This is a genomic window from Symbiopectobacterium sp. Eva_TO (assembly GCF_053848865.1).
The window spans coordinates 2140306-2152842 of sequence record NZ_JBSPEY010000004.1 but is presented as its reverse complement, the minus strand read 5'-3'; the positions used below and the strand labels follow the sequence as shown (position 1 = coordinate 2152842).

Here is a 12537-nt window from a genome sequence, read left to right as displayed (position 1 = left end):
TTTCTAACGCACTGTTTAATCAATGAGTTACGGGTTTATCTCAGAGTGGCATTTTGAACCTCAAAAAGCCAATGGGATGGCTTGAATGCCTTAATTCACGGGGTTCTGAGCATCCTGTTCAAAAAATGGCCAAAAGATGTGTATAACGATATGTAGTGGCACACTGATACTGGCCACCTGATCGGAGGTGATATGCTCACCTCATCAACACGACAGGTGACCTCATGGGTAAACATTTTACGGCGGAATTTAAGCTCGAAGCCGCAAAGCTGGTTGTCGACCACGGCTACACATACGTTAAGGCCGCAGAGGCGGTTAATGTCAGCCATTCTGCCATTAGTCGCTGGGTCAATAAGCTTCGCCTTGAACGACAGGGAAAAACGCCAACGGGACTTCCTCTTACCCCTGAACAGCTCGAGCTGCGTGAGATGAAGAAAAAAGTCCAATGCCTTGAAATGGAGAACGAAATCCTAAAAAAGGCTACGGCGCTCTTAATGTCGGACTCACTCAACGGTTCACGGTAGTCGACAGGCTGAGGGCGCGATACCCGGTCACGGCGTTGTGCCAAACTTTTGAGGTACATCGCAGCAGCTACAGGCACTGGCAGGCTTCCGCTAATGAACCCGACGGTGAGCGCGTGGTTAAGTGTAGTCGCGTCATGGAAGCCTGGAACGCCAGCGGCGGCTCTGCCGGCGCTCGAAGTATCGCGACCATCGTCACCGGCAGCTCCGGTGTCAAAATGGGGCGCTGGCTGGCTGGCAAGCTGATGAAGGAGCTGGGTATCGCCAGCTGCCAGCGACCGGCTCACAAATACAAACGCGGCGGCAATGAACACGTTGAAATACCGAACTATCTCAACCGCCAGTTCGCGGTTACCGCGCCGGATCAGGTCTGGTGCGGCGATGTGACCTACATCTGGACGGGCAAATGCTGGGCTTACCTTGCGGTGGTGCTAGACCTGTTCGCCCGCAAACCGGTGGGCTGGGCCATGTCGACGTCGCCGGACTCGGCGCTGACAGTTAAAGCGTTGCAGATGGCCTGGGAACTCCGGGGACAACCAACAGGAGTCATGTTCCACAGCGACCAGGGCAGCCACTATACCAGCCGTCAATACCGGCAAGCCCTGTGGCGCTGCCGGATAAAGCAGAGTATGAGTCGGCGGGGTAACTGCTGGGATAATGCGCCAATGGAGCGGTTCTTCCGCAGCCTGAAGACAGAATGGGTGCCGACAAAGGGTTACAACAGCTTCAGCGAAGCCCAGGACGCGATTATCCGCTACATCACGGGGTATTACAGCGCTATCCGGCCTCACTGGTATAACGGCGGCTTAACTCCAAACGAATCTGAGCGACTGTTCTACATACAGTCTAATGCGGTGGCCAATATTAGTTGACCACTACAATATGACTTTAAGTACGTTATTAATAAACAAGCTGATTTACATTGTATTGATGGAAAAAACCTCGTATTTTCAGATTATTACGCTGCCAGATGCGTCGTGTCAAATTGCTGGTGACACCGATATAAAGCGTGCCATTCGGTTTGTTGGTTAATATATAGACATTCGATGGCATTCTTATTCACCGGACACATTAAGAACTCCGTTGTAACTGATCTTCACCGCGACGCCTTTCGTTATCCTCATCCTCGAATATAGCGACCGTGCTCACCGATCCTTTTGCAAACCAGAAATGACCATGAGTAGGGGTGGCGCTGTCTGCCTTAACTCCCTATAATTCGCTCGTTACTGTTTGTTTACCCGTTACTATGCCATTCGGCATTTCCCTCATTTATCAGGTCATTTATTGTCATGGCTGCGACGTCTCACCAGTGTGTCATCATCGGAATTGCAGGAGCATCCGCTTCTGGCAAAAGTCTTATTTCCAGTACGCTCTATCGCGAGTTGCGCGATCAGGTGGGGGATGAGCATATCGGGGTCATCCCGGAAGACAGTTATTATAAAGATCAAAGCCATCTGAGCATGGAAGAGCGGGTTAAAACCAACTACGACCACCCCAATGCCATGGACCATGACCTGCTGTTAACGCATCTGAAAATGCTTAAAGCCGGACAAGCGATTGAGTTGCCACAGTACAGTTACGTTGAGCATACCCGCAAGCAAGAGACGGTACGCTTGTTGCCGAAGAAAGTGATCATTCTGGAAGGTATCTTGTTACTGACGGAAGTCCGCCTGCGCGCTGAGCTGAATTTTTCTATTTTTGTCGATACCCCGTTGGATATCTGCTTGCTGCGACGTATGCGCCGTGATGTGAACGAACGCGGTCGCTCCATGGACTCGGTTATGGAACAGTATCAAAAAACGGTACGCCCAATGTTTTTGCAATTTATTGAACCGTCCAAGCAATATGCAGATATTATCGTGCCACGCGGCGGTAAAAACCGTATTGCGATTGATATTCTGAAAGCCAAAATCAGTCAGTTTTTTGAATAATTCACCGAAGACGGCGTAAACGAGAAAAGGGAACAACATGAGACTGTGCGATCGTGACATAGAAAGCTGGCTAGACGATGGACGCCTGGTTATCACCCCCCGTCCTCCCGTTGAACGAATCAACGGTGCAACGCTGGATGTGCGGCTGGGCAATCAGTTTCGCGTTTTCAGCGGACACACTGCCGCATTTATCGATTTAAGCGGCCCAAAAGACGAAGTTAGCGCGGCGCTCGATCGCGTGATGAGCGATGAAATCAACTTGCCGGAAGGCGAAGCGTTTTTCCTGCATCCTGGCGAATTGGCGCTGGCGGTGACGTTGGAATCGGTGACATTGCCGGATAATTTGGTGGGCTGGCTCGACGGTCGCTCATCTTTGGCGCGCCTGGGATTAATGGTTCACGTTACTGCGCATCGCATCGATCCCGGCTGGCAGGGTAGAATTGTGCTGGAGTTCTATAATTCAGGTAAGCTACCGTTGGCATTACGTCCTGGCATGATTATCGGTGCATTGAGTTTTGAACCGCTCTCTGGCACGGCCGCGCGCCCCTACAACCGTCGTGAAGATGCAAAATACAAAGATCAGCAGGGCGCTGTGGCGAGCCGAATCGATAAGGATTGATCGCCAGTGCATAATGCTGTTGCACTGATTGTTGGGAGAATGGCATGAAAAGAGTGTTGACGACGCTGGCGATTTTGCTTGTGGTGCTGGCTGTCGGTATGACGGCGCTGGTCATGCTGGTGAATCCCAACGATTTTCGCGCTTACATGGTAAGCCAGGTTGATGCCTGCAGCGGATACCGTTTGCAGTTGGAGGGGGATCTCCGCTGGCACGTTTGGCCCCAGCTCAGCATTCTTTCTGGCGGTATGTCGCTAACCGCGCCGGGCGCGGCGGCACCAATTATCAGTGCAGAAAACATGCGTCTGGATGTGAAACTCTGGCCGCTATTGTCACATCGTCTGGAAGTGAAGCAGGTGATGCTAAAAGGGGCGGTGATGCGCTTAACGCCTGAAAGCGAAGTGCATCGCTCCAGCACCGCACCCATTGCGCCAGCCGGTTCGTCAACGCCTGAAGAGACGCGCAATTGGCGACTTGCCATTAATCAGTTGAAAATCGTCGATAGCCTGTTGATTTTGCAGCGCGGTGACGACGAACAGCTCAACGTGCGCGATATCAACCTCACGTTGGAAGAGAGCAGTGAGCGCCAACTGGCGCTGGAATTGACCAGCCGCATTAATCGCGATCAGCGCGACCTTGCCGTATCACTTCAGGCGAATCTCGATATGCAGCACTATCCGCAGCAAATCGACGCCAGCATCGAACAATTTCAATACCAACTTCAGGGCGCTGGTATTCCCGTTGGCGGCATTAGCGGCAGTGGTAGCCTCCAAGCCAGCTATCAACAAGCTGCTGGTGTTACTCAGCCAGAAAAAGTCACGATAAGTCAGTTCACGCTGGCGGCAAGTGACAGTCAACTGAGCGGGAATGCGACAGCAATCCTGGGTGATCACCCTGTATATACGCTGGACATCAACGCGGCGCGGCTAAACCTTGATGCGCTGCTGGGAAGTGCGCCAACGGCACAAACGCAAAACGCTTCGCCAGCCGCGATCAAGACCGTTACGCCGGTAGTTTCGACGGAGCGCGGGTTGAGTGAGGGCGATGCCTTATGGCAATCGTTCAGTGCGCAGTTGGCATTGCAGGTAGACACGCTTATCTACCGTGGCCTGTCATTCAGCAAGGTAAATCTCAACGCGGTTAATCAGGCTGGCGTACTGACTCTTTCCTCGTTGCAGAGCGAGCTTAACGGCGGGCGTATCGCACTGACCGGAAAAATGGATGCGAAGGCAACACCTAAAATCACTTTGCAACCCACTATTGAGGGTGTGAGTGTTGAGCCGCTGACAGTCGCGTTTGCGTTGCCGCAAACGGTAAGTGGCAAACTGTCGTTAAAGGGACAATTTAGTGGCGATACTTTCTCGCTGGATGCATTGATGCGTCAGTGGCGGGGTAACGTGACATTGCGTGTGGACAACCTGCGTTTTCAGGGCGTGAATATTCAGCAGATGATTCAGTTGCCGGTGGTGCGCAACAACAGCAATGTACAGGCGTTAGAGCGCTACGATCGTTATACCGACATTAAGCGGTTGACCGGCAATGCCGATCTCAATGCAGGCAAACTGCGGGTAAGTGATATCACCGGTCAATCTGCACTGCTGTCGCTCACCGGCACCAGCCAGTTTGATCTCCCGGCTCAACAATGTGACATGAATTTTAACGTGCGCATTACCGACGGCTGGCGTGGCAACGAGCAGTTAGTGGAGATTTTAAAATCTACCAGCGTACCTCTGCGTATTTATGGCCCGATCAATAACCTGAGCTATCAACTACAAGTCGATCAGTTGCTGCGTAAACGCCTTCAGGATGAGATGAAAAAGCGGCTCAATGAGTGGGCACACAAAAACCAGCAGAGCCAGACCGGCAAAGGGCTAAAACAGCTTCTCGATAAGCTTTGATTGCCTATGTCGTGGTCTTAAGATCGAGGGCGATAAATAGGGGTGACCATCTCATTAGGCCAAACACGCGTTTCATCATCAGGACTGTGGTGATGGCCATATCTGAGTAGTGGAGCGGTCGTCCACGCCGTTCAGTAGTCGTTTTTTCCGTCCATGCAGCAATGGCTGATTCATCTAGCCATACGGTTAGAGAACCGCGCTGCTTGAGGGCCTTGTTATAGGAGGGCCAGTTAGTGATTTTAAAATTTTGTTTTGCCATGGAGACCTGATGTTGAAACAACTATGGTGATCTGATCCGATGATTACCCAAACTTTCTATTTATTCAACAAAGCCTGGTTGACCATATCGCCAAACACGAAATCGGTCCCTTGTCCGGCAAACCCCAGCAATTTATCAAAGACGGCGGCAAACCCTTTTACGAAGCTCAGGCCCACGTTGGAATACAAGAAGAACCAAGCGAGCAGAATTTCAATCACTAACAGCTGAATGATAAAACGGATACGAATGCTTTTACGGTCGCGGCAGACAAGCAGCGCTAAACCGGCAACGACAAGCAGTGCCAACGCAAATTGCGCAATATGGGTCATGAGAGCTCCGAATAGTAGGCGGGGTAACGTTTCCCACGCCATTCTAGGTAACGAGAAAGCTAAAAATGCGATAAAACACGCAAAAGTATAATTATATCGTGGGAATAGCGCTAAGTTGAATAGCTTATCGCAGGTAGCTGAGTGGGGATGGTAAGCAAACGTAACCAATAAGAGAGCGGGCAACCCGGTTTGGGGATGCCCGTATCGCCGGCTAACGGTAGTTAACGAGCTTGTGTGAGGGACTGTACCGAGTGGCGACGTACCAGCGTCGGCGTAAAGGTGTTGGTTACCGCTGTCAGCGCCTGACCTTGTGCCAGCGCAATCGCCAACTCGGCGGCTTGCGTCGACATGGCTATCACCGGATAGCGTATGGTGGTCAAACGTGGACGTAAGTAGCGCGCGATAAGCACGTCGTCAAAACCTATCAGGGATACGGCTTGTGGTACCTCAATGCCGTTGTCGCTCAATACCGCCAATGCGCCCGCAGCCATCGAATCGTTGTAACACACCACGGCGCTTAAAGGCACACCGCGGCTCAGCAGTTCGCGCATCGCCGCCTCGCCGCCGGTTTCATCCGGCGCGGCGCGGGCGATCAGCCGGCTATCCAGCGCAATGCCCTGGTCGTGCAGGGCGGTGCTGTAGCCTTGTAAGCGATCGTCGGCGTAGGAAATCAGGTGATTGGAACAGAGAAAGGCAATGGTGCGATGCCCTTCCTGAAGCATATGCCGGGTTGCCAACCAGCCGCCGTAGCGATCGTCCAGCGCCACGCAGCGCGACTCAAAGCCGGGTAGAATGCGGTTGATCAGCACCATGCCGGGGACATGGTGCATAAACGCGCTCAGTTCCGCATCAGGCAACATTTTGGCGTGCACCACCAGCGCTGAGCAGCAGTTGCGCAGCAACTGCTCTATCGCCTGGCGCTCCATTTCTGCATCATGGTAGCCGTTGCTGATCAGTAAAAAATTGCCCGTCGCTCTGGCGGTGCTATCGACCGCTTTTACCATCGCGCCAAAGAAAGGATCGGACACATCCGCCACCACCAGCCCCAGGGTTTCTGCATGTTGATGTGCCAGTGCGCGCGCATTGGCGTTGGGATGATAGCGCAATTCTGCCATGGCGTTATGCACCGCATCCCGCGATGCCTGGCTGGCTTTCGGCGAGTCATTGATGACCCGTGACACCGTTGCCACGGAGACGCCGGCCAGGCGTGCAACATCCTTTATGGTTGCCATCGGTGGTTTCCCTGTCTGTGTTGATGGTTATTGGTTTATGTGATCGGTATCAATATCAATCGCGCGTGTCGCTATTCTCATTTATCACGCTTACTGCCTACAATGAGGGTAATCGTTTACACAGCTTTTGCAACTGGCTTTTTTGCGATTTTTATCGTGCCGTGTGAAAACAGATTACACCCCATGCGCCCATCAACGCACCAAAGGTATCGCTGCTGTTTAAGGAGTGTCAGGAATGTCATTCGATCCCACAGAGCATCCGCATCGTCGTTACAATCCGCTTAGCGGCGAATGGGTGCTGGTTTCTCCCCATCGCGCTAAACGCCCCTGGCAGTGCCAACAGGATGAGCCGGACAGGCATCTGTTACCGGCTCACGATCCGAATTGTTATCTCTGCGCAGGCAATCGGTGTGTTACCGGAGAAGTGAATCCGAATTACACCCACACCTATGTGTTTCGCAATGATTTTTCAGCGCTGATGGAGCAAACCCCTGCGCTGGCGGCAAGCGACGATCCGTTGTTTCAAACGCAAAGCGTGCAGGGCACCAGTCGTGTTATCTGCTTCTCACCTGACCACAGCAAAACATTGCCGGAACTCTCTCTGGCTGCGCTGGCACAGGTTGTCGCCGCCTGGTGCGAACAGACAGAAATACTGGGGAAACAGTATCCGTGGGTTCAGGTATTTGAAAACAAAGGCGCGATGATGGGATGTTCTAACCCGCATCCGCATGGGCAAGTGTGGGCCAATAGCTTTTTACCCACCTATATCGCCAAAGAAGACAGGCAGCAGCGTGCCTATTTCGCACGCCATGGCACGTCACTCTTGTTGGATTATGCCCATCGCGAACAGGCTGGGCAGGTGCGCTGTGTGGTGGAAACGGAACACTGGCTGGCGGTAGTACCCTATTGGGCCGCCTGGCCGTTTGAAACGCTCCTGCTGCCGCGCAGCGCGGTGCAACAGTTGCCGCAACTGACAGCCGCGCAGCGCAGCGATTTGTGTCTGGCACTGAAAAAGTTGACCAGCCGTTACGATAATTTGTTTCAGTGCACGTTTCCTTATTCCATGAGCTGGCACGGCGCGCCGTTTATCGACGGCGATAATGCACATTGGCAGCTGCATGCGCATTTCTATCCTCCACTGCTGCGTTCGGCCAGCGTGCGGAAATTTATGGTGGGCTACGAAATGCTGGCGGAGCCGCAGCGTGATTTGACGCCGGAACAGGCAGCGGAGCGCTTGCGCAGCGTGAGCGATATTCACTTTCGGCAACAGCATGAGGTGAACGATGGGACGAATTAACAGTGTGCGGCAACAGGTGGATGCCGTGTTCAACGCCACCTTTGGCTACGCGCCTGCGGTGCAGGTGCAGGCTCCCGGACGCGTCAACTTGATCGGTGAGCACACGGATTACAACGACGGATTTGTGTTGCCCTGCGCCATCGATTACCACACGGTGATTGCTGCCGCCCCGCGCGCCGACAGTTTGGTTCGAGTTGTGGCCTTCAACATGGAAGAGCAGCAGGACAGCTTTGACGTAAAGCGGACGATTGAACCGCATCCACAGTATCTCTGGCCGAACTATATTCGCGGCGTGGTGAAGTATTTGTTGGCGCGTGGATTGACCCTGGGCTGCGTGGATATGGTCATTGCCGGGAACGTGCCAACCGGCGCCGGGCTCAGTTCCTCCGCCTCATTGGAAGTAGCTGTCGGGCAGGTGTTTAAAACGCTCTATGCGTTACCGCTCAGCCCGTTGGATCTGGCGCTGAACGGCCAGCAGGCAGAAAACCACTTTGTCGGCTGTAACTGCGGCATCATGGATCAGTTTATTTCCGCGCAGGGCGTTGCGGGCCATGCGTTGTTGATTGATTGTCGTTCGTTGCAAGGCACGGCGGTGCCGATCCCGCCGGGGTTGGATGTGCTGATCATTAACTCTAACGTGCGGCGTGGTCTGGTGGACAGAGAATACAATACCCGGCGCGCGCAGTGTGAGGCGGCAGCGCGGCATTTTGGTGTGAAAGCGCTGCGCGATGTCTCACTGGCACAGTTTGAAGCCAACCGTGCGGGGCTGGATGCGATAGTGGCACAGCGTGCGCGCCATATCGTCACCGAAAACCAGCGCACGCTGGAAGCCGCCGCGGCGCTTACGGCAGGCTATATCCCGCGTCTTTCCGGTCTGATGGCGGAATCGCACTGCTCAATGCGTGACGATTTTGCCATTACGGTGCCGCCTATCGACACGCTGGTTGCGCTGATCGACGACTATATCGGTGAACGCGGCGGTGTACGCATGACCGGCGGTGGTTTCGGCGGCTGCGTCGTTGCTCTGTTGCCTGCTGCGTTAACGGCAGAGGTGTGTGAGCGGGTGGCGCGGGATTATCCGGCCCGCACTGGCTTGCCACCTACGCTTCATATCTGCCAGTCGTCGGCAGGGGCTGGGGTGTTGCCTGCATCAGGGCAGTAAAAACAGGGTCGCCAGCCCGAGGAAGATAAAAAAGCCGCCGGTGTCGGTGATCTCCGTGATCATCAAGCTGGAGCCGACGGCGGGATCGCGGCCCAGTTTTACCATTGCCAGCGGGATCGTCACTCCCATGGTGGCGGCCAGCAGCAAGTTGAGCAGGATAGCCAGCATCATGACGCCGCCCATAGCGATGTTGCCGTACAGCAGCACGGTGATGACGGCGAGCACGGCACCCCACACCAGACCATTGAAACGGCAACGCCCAACTCTTTAAAAAGCAAGGTCGATTTTTTGCCGTGATCCAACTGGTGTAGCGCCAGCGCACGCACGATCATGGTGATGGTTTGGTTGCCGGTATTGCCGCCGATGCCAGCGACAATCGGCATTAACGTTGTCAACGCCACCAGATGCGCCAGCGTGTCTTCGAACAAGCCAATAACCCGGGACGCGATCAAGGCGGTGCAGAGGTTGATGGCCAGCCAGTCTGAACGGTTTTTTACCGCTGTGGCCACCAGTGCATAGACATCTTCTGACGCCGTCAATCCACTCGAACGGCGCAGATGGTGATCGCTGGTACGGTTGACCCGGTCCAGAATATCTTCCACGGTGACGCGTCCCAACAGCTTGCCTTTGCTGTCGACAACGGCGGCGGAAATCAGATCGTAGCGTTCGAACGCGCTGGCGACGTCATCAGTTTCCGTTTCCGGTTCGAAAAGGATCGGCTCAGGATCCATTGCCTGCTCAACCCGTGTGTTTGGCTTGTGCAGCAGAATATTGGTCAGCGTGAGCTCACCCAGCAGGCGATTTTTACGCTCGGTGACAAACAGTTTGTCGGTAGCGTCGGGGATCACCCTATGCCAACGCAGAAAACGTTGTACTACTGCCAGCGTAACGTCCGGTCGTACCGTCAGCAGATTGAAATCAACCAGATAACCGACAGAATCTTCGTCGTACTGGATAGTTTCTCGCAGTTGCGCCCGCTGGCGAGGTTCCAGCGCGGTGAGAATACGGCCCAACAGGTGGCGCGGTAGGCGACGTGCTAACTGCGCCTGCTCATCGATATCCAGCGGACGAATGGCGAGCAGGATATCTTTGTCGCTCATCTGGGCGATCAGGCCATCAGAAATGGTGTCCGAGGCCTCATACAACACAAAGCCACGTTTATCGAGCGGTGTCAGGCACCATAGCGCCTGTCGCGCTTCGGGAGGCAGCGATTCCAGTAAGTCTGCAAGGTCAGCAGCATGTAATTCGGTAAGCAGTGCACAGATCTCGGCGGTGTGGTCGAGAAGCCGCTTTTTTTCATCCTCATCACCCAGCAGCTCCCGGGTGATGAGGCTTTCCACCAGCGCAGGATCGTCCAACAACAAGGAAATGCGGTGGCGAATGGCCGAGAGCTTTTTGACGCTTGGCATGATCGTTTTTCTCAGTGATTATCACGTGCACGTGCTAGAAATCGAGCTGTAGTGGCACACTGATACTGGCCACCTGATCGGAGGTGATATGCTCACCTCATCAACACGACAGGTGACCTCATGGGTAAACATTTTACGGCGGAATTTAAGCTCGAAGCCGCAAAGCTGGTTGTCGACCACGGCTACACATACGTTAAGGCCGCAGAGGCGGTTAATGTCAGCCATTCTGCCATTAGTCGCTGGGTCAATAAGCTTCGCCTTGAACGACAGGGAAAAACGCCAACGGGACTTCCTCTTACCCCTGAACAGCTCGAGCTGCGTGAGATGAAGAAAAAAGTCCAATGCCTTGAAATGGAGAACGAAATCCTAAAAAAGGCTACGGCGCTCTTAATGTCGGACTCACTCAACGGTTCACGGTAGTCGACAGGCTGAGGGCGCGATACCCGGTCACGGCGTTGTGCCAAACTTTTGAGGTACATCGCAGCAGCTACAGGCACTGGCAGGCTTCCGCTAATGAACCCGACGGTGAGCGCGTGGTTAAGTGTAGCCGCGTCATGGAAGCCTGGAACGCCAGCGGCGGCTCTGCCGGCGCTCGAAGTATCGCGACCATCGTCACCGGCAGCTCCGGTGTCAAAATGGGGCGCTGGCTGGCTGGCAAGCTGATGAAGGAGCTGGGTATCGCCAGCTGCCAGCGACCGGCTCACAAATACAAACGCGGCGGCAATGAACACGTTGAAATACCGAACTATCTCAACCGCCAGTTCGCGGTTACCGCGCCGGATCAGGTCTGGTGCGGCGATGTGACCTACATCTGGACGGGCAAATGCTGGGCTTACCTTGCGGTGGTGCTAGATCTGTTCGCCCGCAAACCGGTGGGCTGGGCCATGTCGACGTCGCCGGACTCGGCGCTGACAGTTAAAGCGTTGCAGATGGCCTGGGAACTCCGGGGACAACCAACAGGAGTCATGTTCCACAGCGACCAGGGCAGCCACTATACCAGCCGTCAATACCGGCAAGCCCTGTGGCGCTGCCGGATAAAGCAGAGTATGAGTCGGCGGGGTAACTGCTGGGATAATGCGCCAATGGAGCGGTTCTTCCGCAGCCTGAAGACAGAATGGGTGCCGACAAAGGGTTACAACAGCTTCAGCGAAGCCCAGGACGCGATTATCCGCTACATCACGGGGTATTACAGCGCTATCCGGCCTCACTGGTATAACGGCGGCTTAACTCCAAACGAATCTGAGCGACTGTTCTACATACAGTCTAATGCGGTGGCCAATATTAGTTGACCACTACAAGCATTGTCAGTGGCTTTTACGGTGGATAGTCAGACAACGCTCACGCCTTTTTGTTGACGGGGCGCTCTTATCCTTTGCGTACCCGCGCAGCCAGTCCTTTTAGAAAGTAGCGTATAACCTGATCGCCGCAGGTGCGATAGTTTTTGTGGTCAGGTGCGCGCATCATTGCGGTGATTTCCGGCAGTGAAATGCGAAAATTTTGTGTCAGCAGAATCGCCTGAATATCATCCGTTTTTAATGAGAAAGCGACACGCAGTTTTTTCAGGATAATGTTATTGGTCACCTTGCGTTCAAACTGCGGCGCAGGCTGGTTTTCATCTTGACCGCGTTTTTGCAGAATCAGCCCAGTCAGGAAATAACTCATCACGATGTCCGGGCAAGGCTGATGGCCTTCCTCTCCCTCTTTTTTGACGTAGCTCGCCAACTGCTGGGGAGGGACGGTCATCTCCACCAGCGCCAGAATCTTTAGCAGGTGGTCATTATTGAAATTCAGCATATAGCGTACGCTGCGCAAGACATCATTGTTCATCATTACCGGTTTTTTTTCGCCATTCGTTTTGGTTATTGTTGGAGAGTATAAGGGAT

The 12537-nt window shown here is 54.0% G+C and carries 10 protein-coding genes and 3 pseudogenes; 7 read left to right on the top strand and 6 right to left on the bottom strand.

Annotated features, from left to right (window positions below; genetic code table 11):
- Positions 1–224 precede the first annotated feature (224 nt).
- Positions 225–1393 (top strand): IS3 family transposase gene (locus tag ACWWJF_RS13355; protein WP_455868400.1). Its coding sequence is split into 2 segments (ribosomal slippage): positions 225–480 and positions 480–1393, totalling 1170 coding nucleotides; the frame shifts between segments, so codons are not numbered across the junction.
- Positions 1394–1421: 28 nt separating this feature from the next.
- Here the strand turns inward: ACWWJF_RS13355 and ACWWJF_RS13350 are convergent.
- Complete coding sequence (locus ACWWJF_RS13350; RefSeq protein WP_455869709.1) at positions 1422–1574, bottom strand: GIY-YIG nuclease family protein; 153 nt, start codon at positions 1572–1574, stop codon at positions 1422–1424.
- Positions 1575–1810: 236 nt separating this feature from the next.
- On the opposite strand from ACWWJF_RS13350, the gene udk reads away from it, so the two are divergent.
- From udk to asmA, 3 genes are read left to right on the top strand one after another with little or no spacing between them, the layout of a single operon-like run.
- Complete coding sequence (gene udk, locus ACWWJF_RS13345; protein WP_196906238.1) at positions 1811–2452, top strand: uridine kinase; 642 nt, start codon at positions 1811–1813, stop codon at positions 2450–2452.
- 37 nt (positions 2453–2489) lie between these two features.
- Positions 2490–3071: a dCTP deaminase gene (gene dcd / locus ACWWJF_RS13340; protein WP_455869708.1), complete on the top strand. Its 582-nt coding sequence runs from the start codon at positions 2490–2492 to the stop codon at positions 3069–3071.
- 44 nt (positions 3072–3115) lie between these two features.
- Positions 3116–4966 carry an outer membrane assembly protein AsmA gene (gene asmA / locus ACWWJF_RS13335; RefSeq protein WP_455869707.1) on the top strand — a complete coding sequence of 617 codons (1851 nt, stop codon included), beginning with the start codon at positions 3116–3118 and terminating at the stop codon, positions 4964–4966.
- A gap of 55 nt (positions 4967–5021) precedes the next feature.
- Here asmA and ACWWJF_RS13330 read toward each other — a convergent pair.
- The 3 genes and pseudogenes from ACWWJF_RS13330 to galR form a co-directional block, all read right to left on the bottom strand.
- A pseudogene (locus tag ACWWJF_RS13330) lies at positions 5022–5225 on the bottom strand (transposase); the annotation flags it as partial.
- Positions 5226–5293: 68 nt separating this feature from the next.
- Positions 5294–5554: pseudogene (locus ACWWJF_RS13325) on the bottom strand (Na+ dependent nucleoside transporter N-terminal domain-containing protein); the annotation flags it as partial.
- 221 nt (positions 5555–5775) lie between these two features.
- On the bottom strand, positions 5776–6786 hold the full coding sequence (gene galR / locus ACWWJF_RS13320) for an HTH-type transcriptional regulator GalR (protein WP_455869706.1): 1011 nt from the start codon (positions 6784–6786) through the stop codon (positions 5776–5778).
- 235 nt (positions 6787–7021) lie between these two features.
- On the opposite strand from galR, the gene galT reads away from it, so the two are divergent.
- Entirely contained in the window at positions 7022–8083 is a 1062-nt protein-coding gene (gene galT / locus ACWWJF_RS13315) for a galactose-1-phosphate uridylyltransferase (RefSeq protein ID WP_455869705.1), read from the top strand.
- The gene (gene galK / locus ACWWJF_RS13310) at positions 8070–9245 is read left to right on the top strand and encodes a galactokinase (RefSeq protein WP_455869704.1); all 1176 of its coding nucleotides are present in this window, start codon (positions 8070–8072) and stop codon (positions 9243–9245) included. The genes galT and galK overlap by 14 nt, the downstream gene beginning before the upstream one ends.
- On the opposite strand, the pseudogene mgtE reads toward galK, so the two are convergent.
- Positions 9234–10654 (bottom strand): annotated as a pseudogene (mgtE, locus tag ACWWJF_RS13305) (magnesium transporter). The gene galK and the pseudogene mgtE sit on opposite strands and share 12 nt — an antisense overlap.
- A 120-nt stretch (positions 10655–10774) precedes the next feature.
- Between mgtE and ACWWJF_RS13300 the strand changes: the two are divergent.
- A protein-coding gene (locus tag ACWWJF_RS13300) for an IS3 family transposase (protein WP_455868400.1) occupies positions 10775–11943 on the top strand; the annotation gives its coding sequence in 2 pieces (ribosomal slippage) (positions 10775–11030 and positions 11030–11943; 1170 coding nt in all).
- Between the two features lie 76 nt (positions 11944–12019).
- Here ACWWJF_RS13300 and ACWWJF_RS13295 read toward each other — a convergent pair.
- A complete protein-coding gene (locus ACWWJF_RS13295) occupies positions 12020–12484 on the bottom strand; it encodes a DUF1456 family protein (protein ID WP_455869703.1) in 465 nt (154 codons plus the stop codon).
- Positions 12485–12537 lie beyond the last annotated feature (53 nt).

What these genes read in the sequence shown, in the direction of transcription:
- asmA (WP_455869707.1), top strand. Translation starts at nt 3,116, where the DNA reads ATGAAAAGAGTGTTGACGACGCTGGCGATTTTGCTTGTGGTGCTGGCT.
- ACWWJF_RS13350 (WP_455869709.1), bottom strand. Translation starts at nt 1,574, where the DNA reads ATGCCATCGAATGTCTATATATTAACCAACAAACCGAATGGCACGCTT.
- galT (WP_455869705.1), top strand. Translation starts at nt 7,022, where the DNA reads ATGTCATTCGATCCCACAGAGCATCCGCATCGTCGTTACAATCCGCTT.
- dcd (WP_455869708.1), top strand. Translation starts at nt 2,490, where the DNA reads ATGAGACTGTGCGATCGTGACATAGAAAGCTGGCTAGACGATGGACGC.
- udk (WP_196906238.1), top strand. Translation starts at nt 1,811, where the DNA reads ATGGCTGCGACGTCTCACCAGTGTGTCATCATCGGAATTGCAGGAGCA.
- galK (WP_455869704.1), top strand. Translation starts at nt 8,070, where the DNA reads ATGGGACGAATTAACAGTGTGCGGCAACAGGTGGATGCCGTGTTCAAC.
- ACWWJF_RS13295 (WP_455869703.1), bottom strand. Translation starts at nt 12,484, where the DNA reads ATGATGAACAATGATGTCTTGCGCAGCGTACGCTATATGCTGAATTTC.
- galR (WP_455869706.1), bottom strand. Translation starts at nt 6,786, where the DNA reads ATGGCAACCATAAAGGATGTTGCACGCCTGGCCGGCGTCTCCGTGGCA.